Source organism: Photobacterium sp. GB-56 (assembly GCF_003026105.1).
Classification (GTDB): domain Bacteria; phylum Pseudomonadota; class Gammaproteobacteria; order Enterobacterales; family Vibrionaceae; genus Photobacterium.
In genome coordinates this window covers 95,116-120,750 of record NZ_PYNW01000005.1, presented here as the reverse complement: position 1 = coordinate 120,750, position 25,635 = coordinate 95,116, and the positions used below count along the sequence as shown (strand labels likewise).

23 protein-coding genes are annotated in these 25,635 nt (G+C 39.0%); 12 read left to right on the top strand and 11 right to left on the bottom strand.

Going from position 1 to position 25,635, the window contains the following annotated elements; genetic code table 11:
• Positions 1 to 31: 31 nt before the first annotated feature.
• On the bottom strand, positions 32 to 1,378 hold the full coding sequence (locus tag C9J42_RS08735) for an MATE family efflux transporter (RefSeq protein WP_107301904.1): 1,347 nt from the start codon (positions 1,376 to 1,378) through the stop codon (positions 32 to 34).
• A gap of 87 nt (positions 1,379 to 1,465) precedes the next feature.
• Positions 1,466 to 2,044, bottom strand: coding sequence for a nucleoside triphosphate pyrophosphohydrolase family protein (locus C9J42_RS08730; RefSeq protein WP_107247158.1), 579 nt, complete (start codon positions 2,042 to 2,044; stop codon positions 1,466 to 1,468).
• A gap of 346 nt (positions 2,045 to 2,390) precedes the next feature.
• Between C9J42_RS08730 and C9J42_RS08725 the strand changes: the two genes are divergently transcribed.
• From C9J42_RS08725 to C9J42_RS08695, 7 genes are all read left to right on the top strand, one after another.
• A complete protein-coding gene (locus C9J42_RS08725) occupies positions 2,391 to 3,113 on the top strand; it encodes a glycerophosphodiester phosphodiesterase family protein (RefSeq protein WP_107208520.1) in 723 nt (240 codons plus the stop codon).
• A gap of 287 nt (positions 3,114 to 3,400) precedes the next feature.
• A complete protein-coding gene (locus tag C9J42_RS08720; protein WP_199187082.1) occupies positions 3,401 to 4,684 on the top strand; it encodes a sodium:proton antiporter in 1,284 nt (427 codons plus the stop codon).
• 312 nt (positions 4,685 to 4,996) lie between these two features.
• Positions 4,997 to 5,902: a DMT family transporter gene (locus C9J42_RS08715; protein WP_107208519.1), complete on the top strand. Its 906-nt coding sequence runs from the start codon at positions 4,997 to 4,999 to the stop codon at positions 5,900 to 5,902.
• Between the two features lie 137 nt (positions 5,903 to 6,039).
• Positions 6,040 to 6,723, top strand: a complete 684-nt coding sequence (locus C9J42_RS08710; RefSeq protein ID WP_107208518.1) for a DUF4336 domain-containing protein — start codon at positions 6,040 to 6,042, stop codon at positions 6,721 to 6,723.
• A gap of 142 nt (positions 6,724 to 6,865) precedes the next feature.
• Positions 6,866 to 7,141 (top strand): hypothetical protein, encoded by a 276-nt coding sequence (locus tag C9J42_RS08705; RefSeq protein WP_107301903.1) that lies wholly within the window; start codon positions 6,866 to 6,868, stop codon positions 7,139 to 7,141.
• A gap of 83 nt (positions 7,142 to 7,224) precedes the next feature.
• Entirely contained in the window at positions 7,225 to 8,301 is a 1,077-nt protein-coding gene (locus C9J42_RS08700; protein ID WP_107301902.1) for a DUF2817 domain-containing protein, read from the top strand.
• 19 nt (positions 8,302 to 8,320) lie between these two features.
• A complete protein-coding gene (locus C9J42_RS08695) occupies positions 8,321 to 9,073 on the top strand; it encodes an alpha/beta fold hydrolase (RefSeq protein WP_107247155.1) in 753 nt (250 codons plus the stop codon).
• Positions 9,074 to 9,102: 29 nt separating this feature from the next.
• On the opposite strand, the gene C9J42_RS08690 is transcribed toward C9J42_RS08695, so the two are convergent.
• Complete coding sequence (locus tag C9J42_RS08690) at positions 9,103 to 9,966, bottom strand: LysR family transcriptional regulator (protein ID WP_107208514.1); 864 nt, start codon at positions 9,964 to 9,966, stop codon at positions 9,103 to 9,105.
• 117 nt (positions 9,967 to 10,083) lie between these two features.
• On the opposite strand from C9J42_RS08690, the gene C9J42_RS08685 reads away from it, so the two are divergent.
• Positions 10,084 to 11,151, top strand: coding sequence for an HlyD family secretion protein (locus C9J42_RS08685; RefSeq protein WP_107247154.1), 1,068 nt, complete (start codon positions 10,084 to 10,086; stop codon positions 11,149 to 11,151).
• A 62-nt stretch (positions 11,152 to 11,213) separates the two neighbouring features.
• Entirely contained in the window at positions 11,214 to 12,224 is a 1,011-nt protein-coding gene (locus C9J42_RS08680; protein WP_107247153.1) for a DUF2955 domain-containing protein, read from the top strand.
• Between the two features lie 66 nt (positions 12,225 to 12,290).
• Here the strand turns inward: C9J42_RS08680 and modC are convergent, their stop codons facing one another.
• The 3 genes from modC to modA form a co-directional block, all read right to left on the bottom strand.
• On the bottom strand, positions 12,291 to 13,382 hold the full coding sequence (gene modC / locus C9J42_RS08675; protein ID WP_107208511.1) for a molybdenum ABC transporter ATP-binding protein ModC: 1,092 nt from the start codon (positions 13,380 to 13,382) through the stop codon (positions 12,291 to 12,293).
• Positions 13,382 to 14,071: a molybdate ABC transporter permease subunit gene (modB, locus tag C9J42_RS08670; protein WP_107208510.1), complete on the bottom strand. Its 690-nt coding sequence runs from the start codon at positions 14,069 to 14,071 to the stop codon at positions 13,382 to 13,384. Before modB ends, modC begins: the two co-directional genes overlap by 1 nt.
• 230 nt (positions 14,072 to 14,301) lie before the next feature.
• Positions 14,302 to 15,072, bottom strand: a complete 771-nt coding sequence (gene modA, locus C9J42_RS08665; RefSeq protein WP_107247152.1) for a molybdate ABC transporter substrate-binding protein — start codon at positions 15,070 to 15,072, stop codon at positions 14,302 to 14,304.
• Between the two features lie 317 nt (positions 15,073 to 15,389).
• Here modA and C9J42_RS08660 point away from each other — a divergent pair, with 317 nt between their 5' ends.
• Entirely contained in the window at positions 15,390 to 16,796 is a 1,407-nt protein-coding gene (locus C9J42_RS08660; RefSeq protein WP_107247151.1) for an amidohydrolase, read from the top strand.
• Between the two features lie 69 nt (positions 16,797 to 16,865).
• Here C9J42_RS08660 and C9J42_RS08655 read toward each other — a convergent pair whose 3' ends face one another.
• Positions 16,866 to 17,516: a CatB-related O-acetyltransferase gene (locus C9J42_RS08655; protein ID WP_107208507.1), complete on the bottom strand. Its 651-nt coding sequence runs from the start codon at positions 17,514 to 17,516 to the stop codon at positions 16,866 to 16,868.
• An 87-nt stretch (positions 17,517 to 17,603) separates the two neighbouring features.
• Between C9J42_RS08655 and C9J42_RS08650 the strand changes: the two genes are divergently transcribed.
• Together C9J42_RS08650 and C9J42_RS08645 are read left to right on the top strand one after the other, a co-directional pair.
• Positions 17,604 to 18,521 carry a LysR family transcriptional regulator gene (locus C9J42_RS08650; protein WP_107247150.1) on the top strand — a complete coding sequence of 306 codons (918 nt, stop codon included), beginning with the start codon at positions 17,604 to 17,606 and terminating at the stop codon, positions 18,519 to 18,521.
• 311 nt (positions 18,522 to 18,832) lie between these two features.
• The gene (locus C9J42_RS08645) at positions 18,833 to 20,719 is read left to right on the top strand and encodes an FAD-dependent oxidoreductase (RefSeq protein WP_107301901.1); all 1,887 of its coding nucleotides are present in this window, start codon (positions 18,833 to 18,835) and stop codon (positions 20,717 to 20,719) included.
• 52 nt (positions 20,720 to 20,771) lie between these two features.
• Here the strand turns inward: C9J42_RS08645 and choV are convergent, their stop codons facing one another.
• From choV to betA, 4 genes are all read right to left on the bottom strand, one after another.
• Positions 20,772 to 21,953, bottom strand: coding sequence for a choline ABC transporter ATP-binding protein (choV, locus tag C9J42_RS08640; RefSeq protein ID WP_107261591.1), 1,182 nt, complete (start codon positions 21,951 to 21,953; stop codon positions 20,772 to 20,774).
• Positions 21,954 to 21,955: 2 nt separating this feature from the next.
• On the bottom strand, positions 21,956 to 22,798 hold the full coding sequence (gene choW, locus C9J42_RS08635) for a choline ABC transporter permease subunit (RefSeq protein ID WP_006645056.1): 843 nt from the start codon (positions 22,796 to 22,798) through the stop codon (positions 21,956 to 21,958).
• 131 nt (positions 22,799 to 22,929) lie between these two features.
• Positions 22,930 to 23,865, bottom strand: coding sequence for a choline ABC transporter substrate-binding protein (locus C9J42_RS08630; protein ID WP_107174935.1), 936 nt, complete (start codon positions 23,863 to 23,865; stop codon positions 22,930 to 22,932).
• A gap of 54 nt (positions 23,866 to 23,919) precedes the next feature.
• Positions 23,920 to 25,620, bottom strand: a complete 1,701-nt coding sequence (betA, locus tag C9J42_RS08625; RefSeq protein WP_107208503.1) for a choline dehydrogenase — start codon at positions 25,618 to 25,620, stop codon at positions 23,920 to 23,922.
• Positions 25,621 to 25,635: the final 15 nt, after the last annotated feature.

The window sequence follows — 25,635 nt, the reverse complement described above, 5'->3', positions numbered from 1 at the left end:
TCCTTGTCATCATTTATACGTGTTTCACACGCTATCTTACTGCATCTACTTCAAATTGATATTTTTTATCGATCAAGGCAAGTCCCTTTCGATAAAAAATCCATGCGCTGATCCCTGCCGCAAAATTACCAAGCATTGCTCCAGTAAATAGACCTGGAAGACCTGCAAGTTGCGATCCTATCCATAAAATCGGTAGGAAACAGATAAACAAACGCCACGCTGAAATAAATAATGCGCGCATCGGCATTGCTAGCGCATTACAAATCGATACCATAATCATACAAACACCCAATGCGCCTAGACTAATAGGAACGCGTGTTAGATGCATTAAAAGCACTTGCTGTACTTTGACATCAGATGACAATAATGAACTTAATGGTGACGACAGTAAGAAAATGATGATTGCTATAATAAATTGCCATGCAAGGACAAAAGAGACGGCAATGTTGATCAAGGTTTTGATCCCTTGAATATCTCGTTTACCTAACCGCTTTCCTACCATCTGAGGCATAGACATAGTCAAAGCCAATACAACGACGATAGAGAAAAATTCAATTCGCGACCCCAAAGCCCAAGCGCCGACTGTAGCGGCACCAAAACCTGCGACTAATTTCGTCGCTAACATAGAAGATACAGGAGGCAATAATTGACTCATCATGGCCGGTGCCATGATATGTCCAAGCTCTTTAATCGACTGAATGATATTCAAGCCAGCCCAATGAAAGCTTAACCATTTTTTTTTCATCACTAATGGGAAAACCACCAGCATACCAATAATAAATGCAGTAATCGTTGCCCAAGCTGCACCATTAATACCCAGTCCAAATTTAAAGATGAACAACGGATCTAAAACAATATTCAATAAGCTTGTTACCATCATCATGGTACCCGGTAACAAAGTATTACCATTTGATCGACATAAGCTATAAGCAAAATACAACATCGAACCACACCATGCACTCATTAGCCAAATAGGCCAATAAGTATCAATGATAGGAAGTACATTTGCTGGCGCATCAAGTAAATGCATGATCACATCACGAAGTGACCAAATGACACCACAGAGTAAAGCGATACCAATACCGCCAACAAGCACAACTAAACCGCCGAGTTGTTGCGCTCTTACTTCTTCATTGGCACCTAACACTCGTGAAATCAATGCAGTAGTCGCGATACCTAAACCAACTTGAAGACCAATAACCACCATTTGCATTGGTAGTGTAAAGCCTTGAGCAGCGAGTGGAAGTACACCAAGCTGAGAGATAAAGGCACTATCTACAAGTTGAAAACTCATCAGCGATAACACACCGAATAACATCGGCCATGTCATTTTAAAGAGGTCTTGAGTTAAAGTTCGAGTATTAGAAGGTAGTTTCATAGATCACTTCTCTTACTGATATAAATAGTTATTACATAAAAACAAAAAATCCCCGCATGAGCGAGGACAGTTGTTCTAATTAAACAATTAGCGGATAACAAGTTTGACCAAATCGGCAGGTCGATAATAAACCGATTTTAGTACCTTACCTTGACGAATAATTTTCCCATCAAGATCTACATCTTGAGCACACTTAGCAATAATATAATCACCTTTGGTGCTAGCCGTTAGTGCAACGCCCTGCTTTGCATAAAACGCTTCAGTGTCTGCGTATTCCTCAGCATTACGGCACACTTTACTCATATTGCTAGAATGGACTTCATTCCAGCAAGCCATAAAATCAATACCTAGGCGAGCTGACATTTGCAACAGAATATCAATCAAATAACTAATACCGATATTATCTTCTACTTGTTTATCACCTAGATGAACTAAGCGCCCCATTAACACATAAACAGAGTCAACGATCGCATCCGCTTGCTCAACTAAAGAATCCGCTTCTGCTAGTTCTGTCATTTCTTCAACAGCAAGTGATGTATGTAAGGCGTCTGCTTGAATATCTAGTGTTTGAGGTGATTCGATATCAAGATCGAATGTAGAACGAAACTCTCTAATATCGCGGTAAAGATGATCAAAAAGAGGTTGGTCTAGCACTGACAGTCTCATTCGTTTTCCTTGTCTCAAATTATAATGGTCTAGTCATTAAAAATACGACGTAAATAGTAACGATAAATATTTTTAATCAGACAACCACAGAATACTAATCTAATCAGAGACTAGATACAAAACCAATTATGAAATCAGTTTTCGTTTGTTGCTAAAACCATCACTTCAAAGATATGCAACGTAACCCTTATGTCTTGTTAGTAGAGAAAAAATCATTGAATGTATGTGTACAAATGTAACAAAATGACATCATGATATTGCGATATTAACACTTGATTGTTCATTAAAATAGATGAAAATCAGTTTGTTAATTTACAACCCATGGTTATTTATTTTGGACTCTCATATGATTGCAGGACACCGTGGTGCACGCGCTGTTGCACCAGAAAATACATTGATTTCCATGAAAGCTGCCGCTGATGCAGGTGCAAAGTGGATTGAGACTGATACTCAACTTTGTGAAGATTTAGTGCCTGTTATTATCCATGATAAAAGCGTACGTCGATGTACGAATGGTTCAGGGAGTGTTCGTCATAAAACGCTACAGGAATTGAAACAACTTGATGCTGGCAGTTGGTTTTCACCAGAGTTTGCAGGAGAAACCATCCCTACGTTACATGAGCTACTTGCCGCTTGTGATGAATATGGCCTTAATCTTAACCTTGAAATAAAGGTACATTACGAAGAAGAAGTGGCCTTACAAGTAACAAAAACAATTGAAGCGATAAAAAATTATGGCTTTGATCCAGAACGTCTTATTTTATCTAGTTTTTCTTATAACGCAGTTCATCAATGCTTAGAGCAATGGCCTGAAGTACGCCGAGGGTTAATTATTGAAGATTGGGTACCTGATATTGAACGATTAGATGAAAAATTGAAGTTGTACAGTATCCATCTCGATCATCATCTTCTCAATGAAAAACTTGCAAAAGAAATTATCCAAGCCGGTAAAGTACTGCAAATTTGGACAATGAATGACCCTAAAAAAGTAGCTAAATTTACTCGATGGGGCGTATCAACAATCATCACAGATGATCCTGCATTACTCATTTCAGTGCTTAACGACTAACATCTTTTCTGTAATAAGCGCTTATTGGCAAGCGCTTATCTCCCCCTTACAAGCTAAGGGATAAATTATAATTCAAGCTATATTTTTGATTATTTATATTCCGAAATAATACAAATAATTCTAATAGCAATCTGTATAAAATGTTTCAATATGTGTGGGTAATATTAATACTATATGAATGATATATTGATAGTGATTCTCTCTGTTTGAAAAATCGCTCTATATTATAAATAACCGTAACTGAATAATATTGTCAGAAAATAATCAGAATTGGGAGAAAAATCTTCATGTCAGTATATGACACTATATGTATTATGGCGGCAATTGCAGTCTTTATTTCAATAATTAACCATAAGATTGGACGTTTTCAAACAACCATTGCGATTACAGGTTGGTCTATCGCTATATCGCTTATTCTTTTAGCATTAACTAGCTTTGGTTATATTTCAATAGATAAAGAAAATGCGTTAATAGAGCTTATTCAACATATAAAATTTGAAGACTTCTTACTAAAAGGTGTGCTTGGTTTCTTATTATTTGCAGGTGCACTAAATATAGATTTAAACCATTTAAAAGACCAAAAATTTGAAATTACCTTTCTTGCTCTTGTCGGCACGCTATTTTCTACTTTTTTTATCGGCATTGTCATATGGTTAATATTCAATCTTATCGGTATTGACCTCAATTTTATTTATTGCTGTTTATTCGGCGCACTTATTTCTCCTACCGATCCAATTGCTGTATTAGCAATTGTGAAAAAATTAAAGGCGCCACAACGTATTTCAACTCAAATTGAAGGTGAATCATTATTTAATGATGGCGTAGGTTTAGTTATTTTCGTTACTATTTTTGAAGTCGCTTTTGGAAAAACAACGCCAACGGTATCTGGTACTGCACTACTTTTCATTCGTGAAGCCCTTGGCGGTATTGCTTTTGGTGCAGTGTTAGGCGGTATATTCCACTACCTAATTAAAGGTTCAAGCGATAATATGATGCGCTTAATATTAACCATGCTTATTCCTACATTTGGTTATGTATTAGGTGAACATTTAGAAGTTTCAGCCCCTCTTGCAATGGTTGTTTCAGGGATCCTAATTGGCAATATCACGCGTAAATACATTTCAGAACAATCGGCAGACCAAATGGCACATTTATGGGAATTGGTCGATGAAATTTTAAATGCCGTATTATTCCTTCTTATCGGTTTTGTGATGATCACCTTTAGCTTCCACCGCATTGATATCATCGCGGTAATTATTGCAATCCCACTAGTATTATTAAGTCGTTATCTAAGTATTCGTCTCTCTTATATCGGTTTTACACGTTACCGCCAATACAACCCAGAGTCTGTTAAAATTCTTACATGGGGCGGCTTACGTGGTGGCTTAGCACTTGCTATGGCGATGGCTATCCCAGCCCATATTTACTTACCATCACATCCGGATGTCAGTGTTAAAGAAATCATTGTCTTAATGACTTACGCTATTGTGATCTTTTCAATATTGATCCAAGGCTCAACCATTACCCCAATGATCATGAAAGCAAAAGCGGTTGACAATAAACCATTCTAAGGAGAGAACATGTATTGGATCCATCACCATCACATTATTATTGCATTTGTTGGTCTAATTGCTGCCTTTGGTGCCGGCCTTATTGGGCTTTATAAGCAGAAATAAGAACAGCCAAACCAGAGACAAATCCATACAAAAGAGATAAAGAACCGTTATGTTTTTATCTCTTTTTTTATGATCAACGTCTAATTCGAGCAAGTATTGCATTGATCGTTACTTTTGAATAATTAACTACATTTTTACAATCAGCCATTGTTAATAAAATCGCTTCCTTTATGATATTTTTAATCACTTTAAATAAGACATATATTAATGACCACCAGCAATGAGAGTTTAATTCCATTAGGCGCACGTTTTATGCTCCTTTCTGCCCTCGGTTTTGCCTTAATGTCTTCTACCGTTAAATACGTTAACCAAATAGGCATTCCAGTCTTTGAAATTGTTGCGGCGCGTGCTGTTGTTTCTCTTATCATTAGTTATTTAGATATTAAGCGTAAAGGCATTTCGGTCTGGGGGAATAATAAGCCATTATTAGTTGTTCGAGGTATTGTAGGTACTATTGGACTCTCATGTGTTTATTATGCTGTTACTACACTTCCCCTTGCCGAAGCTACCATTTTGCAATACACCAATCCCGTATTTACTGCTTTACTTGCCGTCATCTTCTTAAAAGAGCGCGTTCAATTTTCAACGCTAGTGTGCATTTTTTTGAGTATCTTAGGCTTATTTTTTATCGTTAATCCAACAACATTAACATCTGGAAGTTCTCACCTGCCCTTATTTAGCGTCATGATTGCATTAATCGGTGCTTTCGTTAGTGCTATTTCATATATTATTGTGAAAAAACTCAGTAGCACGGAAGATAGCTCCGTCATTATCTTTTACTTCCCGCTGATCACCTTACCATTAGCCCTACTTTTGATCGCTGATAACTTCGTTGTCCCTGATTTACCTACCACTATCTGCCTAATATTAGTCGGCATTTTTACACAAGTAGGACAAGTCGGCTTAACAAAAGCGATGCAAACTCAAACAGCAGGAAAAGCAACAGCTTACTCTTATGTTCAAATTGTCTTATCAATCATCCTTGGATTTATAATCTTCAAAGAAGTCCCATCTATTTGGACCTACCTCGGTGGTGTACTGATTATTTCGGGAGCTGTAGTGAATCTGTTTGGCCACAACATGATGAAAAAGATTAAACGCACCACGGTATAAGTATTGAAGAAACATAAAGAGTGATGGATTTTAACAATATCTTAATGATAATCTAATGAAAGAATTTTCATGATGATTTACGGTCAAGGAATGACCGTTTACAACATAATCTATCAATGTAGTACGCAGGAAGCGGTATGATCGAATGTTATAAAAATAGACTTTGGTATCAAGATTTTGCCATGAAAACCAACGGTATTGCGGTTGGTTGTAAAATGACAGTGATAAAATTAGACGATGATCGTTTGTTTATTCACTCCCCTGTTGAACTCGACAATGCATTGAAATCAACCATAGAGCAACTGGGTGAAATTGTCGCCGTTGTCACTCCCAATCAAAGCTATCATCACTATTTATCAGAGTGGTGGCTCGCTTATCCAGATGCCTATTTCTTTGCCGCTCCTGGTTTACAACAAAAACGTGGAGATCTAACGTTTGACGACGTATTACGCCAGTACACTCCCGCTTTATGGCAAGGACAACTATTACAAACCTTAATTAAGGGTAGTGACAACTTTGAAGAAATCGCCTTTTGTGATCCTTTATCAAAAACATTAATTTTGGGTGATTTACTTGCATGGATGGTTGATAAGAAGCACCCACTGAGTATAGGTTATGGGCTTCTAAACGGTTGCTATATTCACCCAGCCATGCCTTTCTATTTACGACTCAGTTTTACCGACCGCGTAAGATTACGCCAATCAATTCAAGAGATCTTAACATGGCCTTTTGACCGTATCATTTTTGCAAAAGGTAAAGTTATTGAGACAAACGGCAAACAGTTATTCTCAACCGCTTTTCACTGGTTATTCCACGCTTAGCAAAATAATGCTTATTTATTCATCTGTCTCACAGTGATTGTGAGACAGATCAATAAATACATTCAACCTAAAGCGCATAGTATTCTGATTATTATCGCCATGCTTATCACTTTTTCAGATAAGTTTGATTCGGAACCATACTATGAATCTAATAAGAATTTATATTCGCGACATTTTAGGCCTTGGTGTTGTCGGTATGTTTATCTTAGCAATGCTTGGGATTATTTTTGCGGCTGTTGGAGCCATTCACTATATGACAGGGGCAACAGATTTAGTTGCTAAAGATCTTCATCTTGCGATGACCCACATTGTTTTTTTAGTCCCAGCATTGTTACTCGGCTATGCTATCAACCGACCAAAATGGATAGCGGAAACAACACAGTTTCGCTTAGTAAAAGCCAAGAAAGAGTCTGCATAAGCTTTAATAGAAAAAGAGCCTGACATCTAATTGTCAACATACACTGATATTGTTTCTTTTTTATCTTTGTGTGTGAGGCTCTTTTGCTAAACGCTAAAACTTCCCCTATTTCAACGTTATTACCAGAACTCTTACAACTTGAAACGTTAATTGAAAGGTTAAGCCAGTACAAATCCCCTGTTCCATTTCACTGTAATGTATTTGCCCACATCCCTTGCAATGATCATTTTCCTCAGCACAATAAAAATAGCTTACCACTCTATGCGATTCATCTTGGTACGCCTGATCCAAATGCACCATTAATGCTATTTGTAGGCGGTGTTCATGGTTTGGAACGGATTGGCACTCAAGTACTGCTGTCATATCTGCATACAATCATCGAACGCATAACATGGGATACCACGCTACATCATCTTTTACAGCAGATTCAAATCGTTTTTATTCCTTTAGTAAACCCTGTAGGGATGGCGAAAAATTACCGTTCAAATGGTAATCATGTTGATTTAATGCGAAATGCACCTTTAAACAGTCAAGAAAATACAGCTTTTTTAATTGGTGGACATCGCTTATCTCCTCGCATCCCTTGTTTTAGAGGAAACAACAGTCAACAAATGGAATTAGAAGCAGAAGCATTAACCCGTTACGTTACCGACTTAACAACATCTCGACCTGTAACACTGTCGTTAGATTGTCACTCCGGCTTTGGTTTAAAAGATAGAATTTGGTTTCCTTATGCCCATAGTGCAAAACGAGCCTTCCCTTATATTGGTGATGTTTACCATCTCCGACATAGATTTATGACGACTTACCCTAATCAAAATTATATTTTTGAGCCTCAGGCTTTGCACTATCTCTGTCATGGGGATTTATGGGATCACATCACCCTACAATGTTTAAGGCAACAACAGGCTATACTACCACTAACATTAGAAATGGGATCTTGGCGTTGGATAAAGAAAAATCCACTTCAAATTCGGCAAGCATTGGGTATTTTTAACCCCATGAAACCTCAACGCATACAACGCGTATTACAAAAACACATTGTGCTGATGGATTTCATGATCAATGCGACTGCAAACTACCCATCATGGTTCAATCACGCAGATAACCCTTACTACAAACAACAAGCATTATCTCGCTGGTATAAAAAACAACAATAAACTACTGTGGCTTTTAAATATGACCAAACAACACACTATTATATTATTGCGAGGATTATTCCGAGACCAATTTCATTGGGGGGACTTTCGGCAAACGCTGAAATCAAACTTTCCCCGCTCAAATATTGTTTGTCTTGATATTGCAGGCAATGGCACTCGTAATAACGAAAAAACACCATCGAGCCTTGAAGGCATTGCTCGAGATCTGCACCAACATTTCCATGCTTTACAGCCAGATCATCAAGCCGATATTATTGCAATTTCTATGGGAGGAATGATTGCTTTAAAGTGGATGACATTATTTCCAAATGATATTCGTAAAGCGATATTGATTAATACCAGTACCCAAAGCCTTTCTCCCTTTCATCAACGTTTACGTTGGCAGCGCTATATCGATATTTTCCAAATTTTATGGTTACCAAACTTAAAACAAGAAGAAAAAATCATTCATTTAACATCAAATAAACAATGGGATAGCGTTGAACTTATTGCTTTATCTCATCGCTGGGCTAACTGGAAAGAACAACATCCCATTTCATGCTCCAACATGTTTAATCAACTCAATGCTAGTCGTGAGTTTATATTACCGAATAAGCTATCTCAGCCAATTAGTTTACTTACAAGCGAGCAAGACAAGCTCGTAAATTACCAGTGCAGTATTGATTTAGCTAACTATTGGAATTTGCCTGTTCATATTCACCCCACAGCAGGTCACGATATACCGCTTGATGACCCACTGTGGGTTTGTGAGCACGCTAAACGTTTCTTATAATCTCACGTATTCTTTCATTATCAGTTTAATTACTTTGAAAATTGCTCACGTAGTAATTCAATCATTGCTCGTGTTTTTTTCGGAATAAAACGACGGGATGGATACACTAACGTCATAACAATATCTATTTCAAAGGTATCTGGAAGTACTGGAATTAAATCGCCGCTGGCAACTTTATCTTCAAATAAGACAACTGGCAGTATAGCGATTCCTCTACCTGATTCAGTTAAGTGATTAATTAAACCAAAATCTTCTGAAACCAAACGAACATTCATTCTTTCTGGCAATAACGTTGAGTTATATCGGCTCGTTAAAATCGGGTGTTGATAAAGCGCTTCCATCGTTGTTGGTAAACGGTATGATTCAAGATATTTAGGAGAACAATACAAACGGTTCGCTGAACTCAGAAACGTTTGTTGAACATAGTTTTCGTTAATCACATCAACAATGTTTGGCAATAGCTGTAAATCGATATTCTCTCTTTTTAAATCGATGCTTTCATACCGATGAATAATATCTAATGTTACATCTGGAAATTGTTCTGTGTATCGATCCAATATTTCAAGAAAAACAGAGGATGAAATAAAGGCTGCAGGAATCGCCATTTTAAGCACACCACTGAATGCTTGTTGCTGGCTTTTCACTAAATTCACCGCTTGGTCAACTTCACTTAATGGCTGGTTGATATATTGATAAAACAACCGTCCATTTTCAGTTAATTCAATTTGTCGTGTTGTTCTTATCAATAACTGACAACCAAGATCTTTTTCAAGTTGTTGTATTCTTCTGCTAATTTTAGAACGTTGTAATGAATGTGCTTTTGCCGCAACACTGATCCCACCATGTCTGACCGTTAACATAAATAAATAAATATCATCTAACGATGCTTTCATAACACATACAACCATTGTCCTAAAAATAGAACGCAAGTGTAATACTTATTAGTCTATTTAATCAAATACACACTCTTTATAATAATGTGATAAAGATCACTATAAAAAGAGACGCTCATGGCAAATGCTGACACAACATTCCGTCACTGGATGAAAGGATTAATCATCCTGTTTTTACTCTTCATGGGGTATATCATTGTTGCAGATAGGCATATTCCACTTACAACAGAAAGCCGTGTTCGTGGCTATGTCGTTCAAATTGCTCCAGAAGTCTCTGGCAATATCACCTCAGTTTCGATCACTAACAATCAGAAAGTAAAAAAAGGTGAGGTGTTATTAACTATAGATCCATCTAAGTATGAGCTTGCCGTTGACCGCGCAAAATTGGCATTACAACAATCTTTGGAACAAGAAAAATCTTTGTTAGCACAAGTTGAGGCAGCAAAAGCGAATGTTGCCACCAGCCAAGCCAATTATGACAACGCAAGAAATGAATATGGTCGTATAAATAAACTGGCGCAGAAGAAATTAGTCTCTGCGTCTATGCGTGATTCAGCATTCGCGAAAGATCGTAGTGCATTATCGACATTACATGCAGCACAACAGCAACTGTTAGCCGTTAAAGCTAAATTAGGAAATACAGTCGGTGAAACAACACCAGTCATGTCCGCGAAAAATGCTCTACAACAGGCAGAACTTGATTTAAAACATACTAAAATTATTGCACCAAGTAACGGCGTCATTACTAATCTACAAGTTGATGTAGGTACAATGGCTACAGCAAACAAACCTATGCTTACATTTATTCCAACAAGTTCTATGTGGGTTTCAGCTGATTATCGTGAAAAGTCTACAGCATTAATTAATAAAGACTCTGTTGCCTATGTCACCTACGATGCATTACCCGGTCAAGTTTTCAATTTCCATATCGCTAATCGAGACTTTGGTGTCGCCGCAGCACAAGAAACACCAAACGGTCAATTAAGTGCTGTTGAGGTTAATAACCGCTGGGTACGTGACGCACAGCGTGTGCGCGTTAATTTAACCAGTGATACGCCGTTACCACATCAATTGTTTATTGGCTCACGTGCTACTGTTGTTATTTATTCAGATAACAGCTTGTTATGGCAAGCCTTAGCGAGTATTCAAATTCACCTAGCGAGTTGGTTGCACTACATCTACTAACCGCAGTGCGATCAATCTTATGGTTGATCGCCCTTTCTTATCGCTTAAAAAAGGAGCTAATAATGAAAACAATGCGGATCTGGTTTGGATGTGTTTTAGGGCTCGCTATTAGTATGATTTTTGGTTGGTCTTATGGTTTTTTCGCTGCTTTACTGCCAATAATGGTATTAATGAAGGCAGAACGCTGGAATTTATCATTGCTTGTGCAACTGATTTTAGGAATTATCTGGGTTACAGTACAAGTGACTTTTATTTCAGGTTTCTTGCAACCCTACCCTGTTTTAATGACTATCGCTGTTGGTATTATGCTAATGGCAAAATGCAAAGCGATGATAAACCCTAAAACCTATTTATTTGGGTTCACTGGTTTGTTAGTTGGTTCAATCGCGCTTAACTTTGCGAGTTATACCGGATTTGATCTTGAAGAATTCAATATCACCTTGTGGATGAGTGGATTAATAACTGCACCTATTTGCGCCCTTGCGTATTTTCTTTTCCCTGAATCTGATAAAGAACAAACAGCACCTAGTATAAATAATGACACGCAGCGCGTTGATCGTATCGGGATGATCCGCCAAGCCGCACTGGGTTGGATAGTTGCAATGGTTGCTTTTCTTTTGTTTCAATTTGGGGATTTACGCGATTCATTATCCGCGCAAGCTTCTATTTTCATTGTGCTCGCGCCAATGACACTAATAGGCTCCATCGCTGTCGCTAAAATACGTATTACAGGGACATTTTTGGGGTGTTTAGCGGGTATGATTATCCAGTTAGGGCTTTATTCATGGGTTAATAACGGCATATTATTTCTGATGGCTTATGCGATAGCTGCAGGCTTTTTCTGTCACTGGATTGCACAAGGTACCATAAAATCAAGTATTGCTTTTTCTGCGATGTCGGCCTTAACCGTACCGCTTACAACATCATTAATACCCGAGCAAAAAGATGCCTTTTTCTCTATTTTATATCGCTTCAGCTCTATTTTCGTTGCAGTGATAGCAACTTCAATCGTAATTTGGATCACCCACCACTTTTTAATTCGGGTAATCAAAGCCCCTAATGAGCAATTTTAAAAACGATAAATAAACCAGCTAGTATCAATACTACGTTGGTTTTTCTCTATCATCTTGCGATTATCACTATGCTAAATCATCTTTAGTCACACTTACGCCTTTAATTTGCGCATAGACTTTATCGCCAATCTTTAACGCTAATTCATCAGCAGCCCATGTAGTAATATTTGCCCATAAATGCGTTTCACCAACACGCAATTTTACTTCGACACGTTCACCTTCAGCATAATGAATTTTGTCAATGCTTGCGGCTAAGATATTACGAATACTGGTTTGAGTGGGTTGTTCACGAGCAATAGATACATCATTTGAAAAAATACGTACCCTCACCCATTCACCTCGCTGCTGCTCTAATCGGCTGACCCATAAGAATGAATCATGACTTAACATTACCTGCGTTAATGCATATTTAGGATGATTATAATTAATCCGTGCACTGAGTAATGAACTTTGCTCTTTAACAGGTAACCAAGGGCGCATTTCAGGTGAACTCCACACTGAATTCACATGACCCGAAATTAATACCTTACCTTGGTTAAGCATCACCATAGAATCGGCAAGGCGTAAGATTTCATCAAGGCTATGGGTTACATAAATAATCGGTGTGTTCACACTCTTAGCTAAACGCTCAAGGTAAGGCATTAGCTCTTGTTTCCGCGGCATATCTAATGATGCTAATGGCTCATCCATCAGCAACATATCAGGTCTAGTTAATAACGCACGTCCAATCGCGACCCGCTGCTTTTCGCCACCGGAGAGTGACGAGGGATAACGGTGTAATAACGCTTCGATACCAAGCAGTTTTACGACATCATTAAAATGCGTTTCATCAGGCACTTTCACACCGTAGTTTAAGTTACCTTTGACGCTGTAATGAGGGAATAAACGCGCATCTTGAAATACATAACCAATTTTGCGTTTATCTGGCGAAAGAAATATCCGCTCTTCACTACTATAAAGGGTTCTATCACCAAGCTTAATAACCCCGTTATCTGGCTTTGTTAAGCCCGAAAGAACATTCACTAACGACGTTTTACCTGCTCCTGAACGACCAAAGATCGCAGTGATCCCTTTCATGGGCACATCGAGATCAACATCTAGCGACAAATCACCCAACTGTTGTTTAAATTTAATTTTTAATCGTTTATTAGTTGTCATTACATCACTTCCAACCGTTTTCTAGCAAGCCGTGTTAGCCACTCAGAAGCAAATAATGAAGACAAGGCAATCACGATCGCGACCACGCATAAACGGGCCGCTTCACTTTCAGCCCCTGGAGTTTCAATAAAGGAATACATTGCCAATGGAATCGTTTGAGTTTGACCAGGAATATTAGAAACAAAGGTAATCGTTGCACCAAATTCACCTAGAGCACGAGCAAAGGCTAAAATTGTGCCTGTTAAAATACCAGGGATCGTTAATGGTAACGTAATGGTTACAAATACACGTAGGGGGGATGCGCCTAGTGTACGAGCAGCTTGTTCGAGCTTTTTATCGACCCCTTCTAAGGCAAGGCGAATAGAACGCACCATTAATGGAAAAGAGACCACGGCAACCGCTAAAGCTGCCCCTCGCCAACTAAAGCTAAAACTAAAGCCAAACCACTCATAAAGCCATTTGCCTATAGCGCCTTGTCTTCCCATTGAAATTAACAATAAATAACCAATCACAACAGGAGGTAAAACAAGGGGTAAATGAATGAAACCATCTAATAATGATTTACCCCAAAAATCTCGACGAGCCAATAACCAAGCACAAGCAATACCCAAAGGAAGGCTAAATAGCACAGCAACACTTGAAATTTTAAGGCTTAATAATAACGCTTGTAATTCATAATCAGTGAGCAAAGCGAACAATCCTGTGTTTCAATCTAAACCCATGCTCTTTTCTGCATGAGATTCGTAATAATAGCGATAGCATAAGTAATCATTGCATCATAGTCAGTAACGATGTGTATAAAACTTCGTAGTTGCTCTATAAATAAACAAAAAAGCACGGAGCGAAGTGCTCAGTGCCTCGTTTTATCTATAACGTCGTTTAACCATAATATGATTGATTTATTATCTAACTTTTTGTCTTAATTAACAAAACCAAAACCATATTGTTTAAAAATAGCTTTGGCTTCGTCATGCTGTAAGTATTCATAAAACGCTTTTGCCGCAGGCGTCGCATTACCTTTGACTAATGCCATTGGATACGTAATTGGCTTATGTGAATCAGCAGGGAAAGTCGCAACGATTTTTACTTTTTTAGAAATCTCTGCATCGGTTTTATATACAATTCCAAGTTTCGCTTCGCCGCGTTCAACTAACACTAATGCCGAGCGTACGTTATTCGCCATTGCCAATAAGGGCTCTGCTTGCTGCCATAATTTTAGATACTCTAACGATTGCTTAGCGTAACGTCCTGCTGGAACATTTGCCGGATTACCCACCGCTAAACGTGTACCGTCTAAGGCTTTAGATAAATCCCAGCTTGCTGTCAGCTTGATATTATTTTGTGGATAATCAGTAGGCGAAACCATCACTAAACTGTTTTTTAGAACATCGACACGGCTATTATCAATGACCGCGCCCTGCTGCTCTACATAATCCATCCACTTTTCGTTAGCTGATAAATAAATATTTGCAGGTGCACCAAGTGCAACTTGCCGCGCTAGCGCTGAAGATGAAGCGAATGAAAGCGTGGTTTTAACCCCAGTCTCCTTTTGATATTTAGCTGCAATGTCATTTAACGCATTGGTTAATGACGAAGCCGCAAATACCGTAATGTTGCTATCAGCAGCAAAAGATGAAAAAGAGAGTGTTGAGAGTAACGCTGCTGTTGCGAAAGCTAATTTACGTGTCATGACGATGCTCCTAATATTTCGATGTATAGTAAACTACATATCGGTTATTTCAAGTATTATCTGTGTCATAGAAATTTAGTGTTTAAACTACAATATATCTGTCTTCAACATCACTTTTTATTGTCATCTGAAAAGTAATTAATTCTCTCACCTTCCAATAGCAAACGATTACATGCCTTTTATTATCGCTGACAAGCATAAAATACCCCGGACATAGCGATTTTGATCACAATTAAAAGTAATAACTGAAATTATTATTTTCAATAAAAAATTACTCAGTATTATCTGCGAAAAATACCTTCCTTCGGTGATACTCGATGTTAAAGAAAACATTACTTGCTGCATCATTAGCAACTTTATCTCTTCCAAGCGCTTCTGCTTTTGCGATCGAAAATGTTGATCTATTAATCAAGAATGGTCAAATACTGACCATGGATCGTGAAAAAACGATTTTTGATAACGGTTTAATTGCAATTAAAGATAATAAAATTGTCGCTGTTACTGATGGCTCAGACATTAATGAGTATAAATCAGTAAAAACAATCGATGCTGATGGCGATATTGTGATGCCAGGTCTTATTAATACCCACACTCATGCATCTATGACTGTTTTCCGTTCATTAGCAGATGATGTACCAGATCGTCTTCACCGTTACATTTTCCCATTAGAAAAAAAGCTGGTATCACGTGAAATGGTACGTATCGGTGCTCAATTAGGTAACGTTGAAATGGTGAAAGGTGGCGTAACAACTTACGCTGACATGTATTACTTTGAAGACGAAGTAGCTAAAACCGTAGATCAAATTGGTATGCGTGCGATTTTAGGTGAAACCATTATTCAATTCCCTGTAGCAAGTGCTAAAACACCGGAAGATGGCATTAAATACGCAGAAAAACTGATTAATGAATATAAAGATCACCCACGTATCACAATGGCATTTGCGCCACATGGCCCATACACCAACTCAACAGAAACTCTGCAAACTATTGCCAAACTTTCGATGAAATACGATGTTCCAGTGATGATGCACTTAGCTGAATCAGATCGTGAGCGCGAGGTTATTGCAAAACGTTCTGGTGGCCTATCTCCTGTAAAATACATGGAGTCTATTGGCGCACTAAACGAGAACTTAGTCGCAGCACACGTTATTGATGCAAACGCAGAAGATATCGCTATCTTGAAAAAGTACGATGTGGGTATTGCACATAATATGAGTGCAAACATTAAATCAGCAAAAGGTGTATCACCAGCATTACAAATGTTTAATGACGGCTTACGTATCGGCTTAGGCACTGATGGTCCAATGTCAGGCAATACGCTAAGTACTATCGATGAGTTTAACCAAGTTGCAAAAGTACATAAGTTAGTTAATAAAGATCGTGCAGCCATGCCACCTAAAAATGTAATTGAAATGGCAACGATCGGTGCTGCTCGTGCACTCCATATGGAAGATAAAGTTGGCTCTTTAGAAGTCGGTAAGTTGGCAGATGTGATCGTTATTGATACCAAAGCGCCAAATATGGTACCTGTCTATAATCCATATTCAGCACTGGTTTACTCTGCTTACGCAACGAACGTAAAGCATACGATTGTTGACGGTAAAGTGATTATGGAAAACAGAAACGTACTGACTGTTAATGAAGATAACATTCGTAAAGAGGCGCTGCAGTTTGCAGATAAAGTACGTCAAACCGTTATTGAAAGCGGTGAAATCGTACAGTAATTAACATCTTTTATCTCATCTTATAGGGCAGTATCAGCTGCCCTATTGCAATTCTTAGTATAAAAGTGGCTAACGCTTAATGTTTTCAAGATAGTATCCATAAAGCTGCTCGACATCACCGCTACACATAACTTGCATCGCTTGTTTCAGTTGCTGCTCTGACCAATTCCACCACTGCATTTCAGTCAACATCTCAATTTGCTTTGCCGTGAATCGCTGTTTCACCACATGATTATTCGCTACAACCACGCTATAAGGCTCAACATCTTTGGTGATCACCGCCCTTGATCCAATTACAGCACCATTACCAATTTTTACTCCAGGCATGATCATCGCTTCAGAGCCAATCCATACATCATTGCCAATCACGGTATCGCCTGCTCGCTTAAAACCACTGGGCACATCTTCACCAAAATCATTACCAAAGGGAAAGGTTGAAATCCAATCGATACGATGTCCTTGATTACCCGCCATCATAAAAGTCGCGCCAGAAGCAATAGAGCAAAATTTACCAATGATCAGCTTATCCACTTCGCCAAACATACCGCTTTGCCAAACCTCTTTGGTTGGCTTATCGCCAAGCAAATAGCGTACTGCTTGATCTTCAAAAGATTTATCGTGGTAATAACCAGAATAATAACTGTAATCACCAACTTCTATGTTGGGGTTAGTAATCGTGTCTTTTAATTTTTGGCTTTCAAGCCATGTTTCAAACTGCATATTAAACGTCCTGTTGATTGATTGCAGTTAGTCTAATTGTTCTTTATTCTTACCAGAAGTGACCATTAAGAGATTAATAATTACCATATGGAAATAAAGTGGCTAAGTTACGTACCCATCTATTTGGCGTTATGTGAAGAAAAAAGCATTGCAAAAGCAGCGCTAAGATTGAATTGCTCAAGCGCGCATATCAGTCGACAGTTGCGCCAACTCGAAGCACTACTCGATACTCAGCTTATACAGCGAACAACTCGCCAATTTAACCTCACCTATGATGGGCTTGAATTTTATAAGCAAGTAAAAGCACTGTTTGCTCATGCAGAAGCCATAAACGAAGGATTAGATGTCACTAATTCGGTTTATGGCAAACTTCGTATCGCAGCGTCTGCTTCTTTTGGCTCGATGCTATTAAGTGAACATCTTGCCGATTTCAATTTAAGTCATCCAAACATTGAATTAGAAGTCGCTTTTACTGAAACCCCATTAGATCTAATAGAGCAAGGTTTTGATGTCGCCATTTATTTCACCGAGACGCCACCAGAAGGCTATGTCGGTCATTATATCCGCCACCTTCAGTGCCAACCCTTCGCTCATGAAAGCTACTTAGCAGATCATCCAGCGATTACTCATCCATTGGATTTGCGCGATCATCACCACATTATTTATAGAAATAGCGAATTCACGCTCGATAAATGGTGCTTTATTAATCAAACAACACAAGAAAAGACAAATATTATCCTTAAACCTGCCATGAGTTTTAGCCTAGTCACCGTAATGACCGAGGCTATGATCAAAGGCTGTGGTATTGCTATGCTTGATGAAATGGCGCTCAGTCACTTAGATAGTGATAAACGAACACATATTATTAATATCTTACCTGATTGGTTTACACCTAATCGTTTGCCTTTATATATCCTTTATCCTAAACGTAAACATCTTGCCCAACGTACAAGTCTATTTGTTAATTTTATTCGTCAAAAATTTGATAAAACAAATGAGAATTAAAAATAGATTGAAAGAAATAAAAAGAAGAATACGGCCTTTAAAATACTAATATTGGCCTGACAACGCTTAATCACTCATATTCTATTCGTAAAAAGCATAGGATATAATTAAGAAGATTTGTATAGTGATTATAAAAAGTGAATACAATAGCTGCTCAATGCTGTTGCTTCGCAATACACCTGAGTGATAAATAACTTTTACCCTACTTATTTATCTTTTCAAAAATATATTCAATTTTCTCACATAATCATTAACTGCAAATAACCAAGCAATCTTGCTGCCCAGTAAATAAATAACAATAGAGGCAATTAATGGTTACTATTAATATTGATGGCAATAGCTATCAAGTCGACAAAGATCAAAACTTATTAGAAGCAGCAAAACAATGCGGTATTGAGATCCCATCACTCTGCGACATAGACTCATTCACAGATGAATGCGCACTTTGTGATGTTGAAATCGCAGGTAAAGGGATTGTGAAAGCATGCAAAGTTAAACCTACTGATGGAATGGTCGTCACTACCTCATCGCAATTACTGTCAAATATTCGAAAGTGCAACTTAGAGCGAATTTTACAACGCGCAAATACCAACTGCAGCGTACCGCCTTGTCAGATTGCCTGTCCTGCAAGCGTTGATATCCAATCCTATTTATACTTTATCGCTCACAATGAACACTTAAAAGCCATTGAAGTGATAAAGAAAACATTGCCTATGCCGCTTTCTATTGGTCGGGTTTGCCCTGCTTTCTGTGAAGCAAAATGCCAGCGTAACTTAGTCGATGAACCACTCGCGATCCGTCAATTGAAACGTTACGCCGCTGACATTGACCTTGAAAAACTAAATAGCTACACCCCAATCAAAAAAGACGATAAAGGTAAACGTATTGCCATTGTGGGTGCAGGACCTGGCGGTTTAAGTTGTGGTTATTTCCTTAGCAATGAAGGTTACAACGTCACTGTGTATGAGGCGATGCCACAAGCCGGTGGATGGCTACGTTACGGTATTCCTGAGTATCGTTTACCTAAAGATATTCTAGATAAAGAAATCGATATTATGTGTCGTAACGGCATGAGTATCGAAACCAATAAAAAGTTAGGTGAAGACTTTACCCTCTCTTCGCTCAGTGAAGAATTTGATGCTGTTTGTTTAGCGATTGGTGCATCACAAGCCAGTGAGATGAAGTATACCGGTAGTGATTTAGCAGGCTGTTATCTTGGTGTTGATTTCTTAAAAGATCAGACACTCGATAAACAATATACTATTGGTAAAAAAGTCGCGGTCATTGGCGGTGGTAACACTGCAATTGACTGCGCCCGCTCTGCATTACGTTTAGGCGCAGATACCACACTTATTTATCGCCGTACGCGTGATGAAATGCCAGCTGAAACCTATGAAATTGAAGAAGCAGAGCACGAAGGTGTTAAATTTCACTTTCTAACCAATCCTGCTGAAAATATTGCAGATGACAATGGTCATGTTTGTCAGATAAAACTTGAAAAAATGGCATTGGGCGAACCTGATGCCTCTGGTCGTTGCTCACCAAAAGCAACCGGCGAATATTTTGTTGAAGACTTTGATACCGTTATCGCTGCTGTCTCGCAAAAAACCGATACCAGCTTTATTGCTAACGAAGATATCGAACTTTCATTTAGTCGCTGGAACACCATCAATGTTGATGAAACAACGATGCACTCTGGGGTTAAAAATATCTTCGGTATTGGTGATTTTCGTCGAGGGCCAGCAACAGCGATTGAAGCGATTGCTGATGGGCGAAAAGCGGCAAAAGGGATTGATGAGTTCTTTGGTGGCACCATGGAAAAACTCTATACCGAGTCATTCCGATCTCGCAATGTTGAAAGAAGTCATCTTATTCAGCCTGAACATATTGAAAAGTTAAAACGTGTTATGGCAAGTATTGCCACTGGAGATAACGCTAAGCAAACCGAACAGATGTTAAATCACGCCCTAGCTAAAGTGTTACGCGCTAAAATGCCAGAGCTAACACTGGCACAGCGTCATTTGAGCTTCAATGAAGTTGAAACGGGGCTATCACAGCAAGCCGCTATTGATGAAGCTAACCGTTGTTTAAGTTGTGGTTGTGATGAAGGCAACGACTGTAAACTTCGTCACTATGCAACAGATTATAAAGTTGATCGTAAATTGTTTATCAACCGTGCCGTACCTTTAGCGAACTAAAAAATCACGGTCAACAATGACGTTTTATATCGTCTTTGTTGACCGATTTTCATTAAGACGCTAGCTGAAAATCACCTAGCAGCGCGTTATAAACATCTTTGTTATGTAACACCCCAACCAATTGATTATTTTCAACCATAAGTAATGGTTTATTATTCAGTCGCTTCAGCTCAATGGCATCTCGCATACTAATATCAGGGCTGACCATCACTATAGTGGTGTCAGTTATATGGCTTGGAATAGCATCTGTAATTTGCCATGAAAGGCAATCAAGATTACCTTCATTCACGATAGACAACGTATCCTCATTTTGGGCGATCCAAAGCTCATCAGTATCACACACTTTATAAGTATTTCCCCGTTGCTCTAACGCGGTTAATGGCGTCATTAATGAGCGTCCTTTCAAGACATTTAACGGATTAGTATGTGCGACAAAATCACGCACATACTCTGTTTTCGGATTGAGCACGATTTCTTCCGGTTTTCCGTGTTGAATCAGCTCTCCTGATTCCATAATCGCGATATTATTACCGATTTTAAGTGCTTCATCTAAATCATGACTGACAAACAAAATCGTTTTATTTAGTTTGCTTTGTAGTGCTAATAATTCATCTTGTAACTGCGCACGGATTAACGGATCAAGTGCTGAAAAAGGCTCATCCATCAGTAAAATATCGGTATCCATAACAAATGCACGTGCAAGACCCACCCGTTGCTGCATCCCGCCCGATAACTCTGATGGGTATTTATCTTCCCATTCAGCCAGCCCCACCATTTCTAACTGCTCTCTAGCGCGCTGATGGCGTTCTTTCTTTGGGACATTTTGCATTTCAAGTCCAAAAGCAACGTTATCTAACACGGTTAGCCATGGCATTAAGGCAAATTTTTGAAATACCATCGAGACGCGATGAGTACGAAGATGCTGTAACTGGGCTTTTGAGCAGTTCGCTAAATCTACGGTTTGTTCACCATCTTTAATCAATAGTTCGCCACGACTTATATCATTCAATCCATTAACTGCGCGTAATAGACTTGATTTCCCCGAACCAGACAACCCCATTAGTACACAAATCTCGCCTTCTTTGATTTGCAGGCTAACGTTATTTACTCCAACCACTTGGTTTGTTTCATCAATAATTTGTTGACGGCTTTTTCCTTGATCTAATAACGCTAAGGCTTGTTGCTGTTTATCGCCAAACACCACATCCAGATTGTTAATCGTTATTGCATTCATGATCACAGCTCCTTCTGTGCTGGGGTTTTACATAATCGGTCTAAAATGATCGCGACCAATACAATCGCAAGTCCCGCTTCGAATCCTTGTGAAATATTCACGGTATTTAGCGCACGTACAACAGGCTTTCCTAATCCATCCGCGCCGACTAACGCGGCGATAACCACCATGGATAAAGACAACATAATACATTGGGTGATACCCGCCATAATACTTGGCATCGCCGCCGGTAACTCGACTTTTAACAGTAACTTCATCCGACTTGCACCAAACGCTTTACCTGCTTCAATTAAATCTTCAGGCACTTTCGTGATACCTAAATACGTGAGTCGTATTGGCGCTGCAATAGCAAAAATAATGGTAGAGATAAGCCCGGGCACAATACCTAGTCCAAACAAAACCAGCGTTGGAATTAAATAGACAAACGTCGGCACCGTTTGCATTAAATCTAAAATAGGACGCATCAAGGTATACAACCACGGACGATGCGCAGACATGATCCCGATTGGGACACCAATAAGCACTGAAATACTTGTGGCAGCAAAGACCAACACAAAGGTTTCTAGCATTTCCTGCCAGTAGCCTAAATTTAAAATAACTAATAATGCTGCAACAACGAAAACCACTAATGAAATTTTACGGTGTAAATACCATGCTAACGCCGCGGTGATTAAAATAGGCAGTGCTGGCGGCATCCACTTAAATACATCAACTAAAAATAGAATTACGGTTTCTAAGAAAAATGAAATGGCGTCAAATAACCCTGCTGCATTGATAGTTAACCAATCAACACCTGCTTCCATCCATTGACCCAAAGGGATTTTATTATCCGTAATGAAATTCACACTTTTGCCTTTTATTTGATAAGACGATGCTTACCACCTTATTTTTATGAAGTTTTACAATAACTAATAGCAAAGAAGTATCTGCGCTAATAAATAAGAAGCGATTATTAACGCAGTATTTTAAGAAAGGATTAAGATTGCTTTAAGTAATCCAACACCGCAGTGGTGGCCACTTTACCTTCGCGAGTTTTGACGTCTTTTAGCCATGCTTCCACTTGCTGTGGATTTTCACTCAGCCATTGACGTGCTGCTTTTTCAGGTTGAACCTTTTGATTAAGGATCGCTTCCATTAAGCTATTTTCCATTTCTAAGCTAAATGATAGATTTTTCAGAAGTTGTCCAACGTTTGGACACTCGGTTAAATAGTTACTGCGAACATTGGTGTAGACATTGGCACCACCATAGTTAGGTCCAAAAAAGTCATCACCACCAGCAAGGTATTCCATTTCAACGTTGCTATTCATTGGGTGTGGTGCCCAACCTAAATAAACAATCCACTGATCACGGCGTACAGAGCGAGAAACTTGCGAAACCATCCCAGCTTCACTTGATTCCACTAAACTAAAGTCTTTTAAACCAAACGCATTCGTATCAATCATTGATTGAATCAAACGGTTACCATCATTACCAGGTTCAATACCGTAAATACGGCCTTTAAATTTATCCGCATGTTTTGCCAAATCTGCAAAGCTCTTAACACCTGCGTCATAAACATATTTAGGTACAGCTAACGTATATTTTGCACCTTCTAAATTCGCTTTTACTGTTTCAACCGTTTTGGCTTCACGATATTTCGCAATATCGCCTTCCATGGTCGGCATCCAATTACCTAAAAAGACATCAATATCACCATTCGCCATTGATGAGTACGTCACGGGCACTGACAATAAATCAGTTTTAGTGTTGTAACCCATTCCTTTTAAAAGCTCAGAAGTTACCGCTGTGGTTGCCGTAATATCCGTCCAGCCTACATCAGCAAAACGTACCGTATCACATTGGTTAGCATAGCTATTAAAAGCGACTGAGCTTAACGCTAAGGCAAGAAGTGTTTTTTTAGTAACAGACATAATTATTCCTTTGTCTTTTTATTTATCATTATTAAGTACGTATCTCCCACGTACTTATTGTGAATTGTTTCGTTGGGTCGTTTCCCAATTAGGGGCAATCCATACAGGTACATTGCCTGCAGGAAGCGGGGTTCTCTGTAAAATAAAATCAGCGGCTCGCTCAGCAACCATGATTGTTGGCGCATTAAGGTTACCGTTCGGAATCGTCGGGAATATGGAAGAATCAACAACACGTAAGTTTTCAATACCGCGAACACGACACTGTGAATCTAAAACCGCCATCACATCGTTATCATCGCCCATTTTACAGGTACAAGATGGATGATAAGCGCTCTCTACATTTTCTTTTACCCACTGATCAATAGCCTGATCAGATGTGACATCTGCTCCCGGTTGAATTTCATCACCACGGTATTGATCCAATGCTGATTGCGCCATAATTTCACGGGTTAAACGAATACAATCGCGCCAATCCTGCTTATCTTGCTCGGTAGAGATGTAATTAAATTCAATTTTAGGTTTCGCGTGTGGATCATTAGAAATAACTTCTACCGACCCTCTGCTTTGTGGCTTATTAGGCCCCACATGCACTTGGAAGCCATGACCATCAAATGCAGCACGGCCATCGTAACGCATCGCTGCAGGTAGGAAGTGATATTGAATATTTGGCCACTTTAACCCTTTACGTGAGCGAATAAAGGCACAAGATTCAAAGTGGTTAGTCGCACCTAAACCTGTACGAGTTAGTAGCCATTGCGCGCCAATTTTACCTTTGCTGACTAAATCTAATTTACTGTTTAAGGTAATGGCTTCATTACAGTGGTATTGGAAGTAAACTTCTAAGTGATCTTGTAAATTAGCCCCCACCCCTGGAAGATCGTGCACAAGGTTAATCTTCGCGTTCTCTAATACTGCAGCAGGTCCAATGCCAGACAATTGTAATAACTGGACTGAACCAATGGATCCAGCACTAGATATCACTTCTTTTGTTGCAAATACTTGAGATAGCTTACCTGACTGTTCAAATTCAACGCCTACCGCTTTTTTGCCATCGAGTAAAACTTTGCGTGCCACAATGCCTTTTTTCAACGTCAGGTTTGAGCGTTTTAATGCTCGACGTAAATAAGCGTTAGATGTCGATGCACGCACACCTTTATCAACTGTCATATGCATGGCACCAAACCCTTCTTGTTGGTAACCATTGTAATCATCCGTTTCGGGATAACCGGCTTCTTTACCTGCATCAATAAAGGCTTGGTAAAGTGGATTGAGTGCCATGTCATTACCATTACAAGTCCCAACTGGACCTTTGCTACCGCGGTAAGCGTTACCACCTTTTATCCATGTTTCAGCACGACGAAAATACGGTAAACAAGCTTGGTAATTCCAGCCTGTTGCGCCTTCTTGTTCCCATTCGTCATAATCACATGCGTGCCCACGTACATACACCATGCCGTTGATAGATGAACTACCGCCTAATACTTTGCCTCGTGGACAATGTAATTTACGCCCGTCTAAGCCTTGTTCTGCTTGAGTTTCAAACTGCCATGCATATTTGTCACTGTTCATTGGGTAAGACAATGCCGTTGGCATTTGAATAAAAATACTGCGATCACTACCGCCAGCTTCTAGCAATAACACATCATATTCACCGCTTTCACTTAAACGGTCAGCTAATACACACCCTGCCGAACCCGCGCCAACAATAATGTAGTCATAGTGTTGGGGGTTATTTTGCTGCTTATTTTGATCCATCAAAATCGACTCCAT

Excerpts from the sequence above, each read along its gene's own strand:
- C9J42_RS08650 (WP_107247150.1), top strand. The coding sequence starts at position 17,604 with ATGGAAATAAAGTGGCTAAGTTACGTACCCATCTATTTGGCGTTATGT.
- choV (WP_107261591.1), bottom strand. The coding sequence starts at position 21,953 with ATGAATGCAATAACGATTAACAATCTGGATGTGGTGTTTGGCGATAAA.
- C9J42_RS08710 (WP_107208518.1), top strand. The coding sequence starts at position 6,040 with ATGATCGAATGTTATAAAAATAGACTTTGGTATCAAGATTTTGCCATG.
- C9J42_RS08725 (WP_107208520.1), top strand. The coding sequence starts at position 2,391 with ATGATTGCAGGACACCGTGGTGCACGCGCTGTTGCACCAGAAAATACA.
- C9J42_RS08655 (WP_107208507.1), bottom strand. The coding sequence starts at position 17,516 with ATGCAGTTTGAAACATGGCTTGAAAGCCAAAAATTAAAAGACACGATT.
- C9J42_RS08645 (WP_107301901.1), top strand. The coding sequence starts at position 18,833 with ATGGTTACTATTAATATTGATGGCAATAGCTATCAAGTCGACAAAGAT.
- C9J42_RS08695 (WP_107247155.1), top strand. The coding sequence starts at position 8,321 with ATGACCAAACAACACACTATTATATTATTGCGAGGATTATTCCGAGAC.
- C9J42_RS08685 (WP_107247154.1), top strand. The coding sequence starts at position 10,084 with ATGGCAAATGCTGACACAACATTCCGTCACTGGATGAAAGGATTAATC.
- modA (WP_107247152.1), bottom strand. The coding sequence starts at position 15,072 with ATGACACGTAAATTAGCTTTCGCAACAGCAGCGTTACTCTCAACACTC.
- C9J42_RS08705 (WP_107301903.1), top strand. The coding sequence starts at position 6,866 with ATGAATCTAATAAGAATTTATATTCGCGACATTTTAGGCCTTGGTGTT.
- C9J42_RS08680 (WP_107247153.1), top strand. The coding sequence starts at position 11,214 with ATGAAAACAATGCGGATCTGGTTTGGATGTGTTTTAGGGCTCGCTATT.
- C9J42_RS08660 (WP_107247151.1), top strand. The coding sequence starts at position 15,390 with ATGTTAAAGAAAACATTACTTGCTGCATCATTAGCAACTTTATCTCTT.
- betA (WP_107208503.1), bottom strand. The coding sequence starts at position 25,620 with ATGGATCAAAATAAGCAGCAAAATAACCCCCAACACTATGACTACATT.
- C9J42_RS08630 (WP_107174935.1), bottom strand. The coding sequence starts at position 23,865 with ATGTCTGTTACTAAAAAAACACTTCTTGCCTTAGCGTTAAGCTCAGTC.
- C9J42_RS08720 (WP_199187082.1), top strand. The coding sequence starts at position 3,401 with ATGTCAGTATATGACACTATATGTATTATGGCGGCAATTGCAGTCTTT.
- C9J42_RS08715 (WP_107208519.1), top strand. The coding sequence starts at position 4,997 with ATGACCACCAGCAATGAGAGTTTAATTCCATTAGGCGCACGTTTTATG.
- C9J42_RS08690 (WP_107208514.1), bottom strand. The coding sequence starts at position 9,966 with ATGAAAGCATCGTTAGATGATATTTATTTATTTATGTTAACGGTCAGA.
- C9J42_RS08730 (WP_107247158.1), bottom strand. The coding sequence starts at position 2,044 with ATGAGACTGTCAGTGCTAGACCAACCTCTTTTTGATCATCTTTACCGC.
- modC (WP_107208511.1), bottom strand. The coding sequence starts at position 13,382 with ATGACAACTAATAAACGATTAAAAATTAAATTTAAACAACAGTTGGGT.
- C9J42_RS08735 (WP_107301904.1), bottom strand. The coding sequence starts at position 1,378 with ATGAAACTACCTTCTAATACTCGAACTTTAACTCAAGACCTCTTTAAA.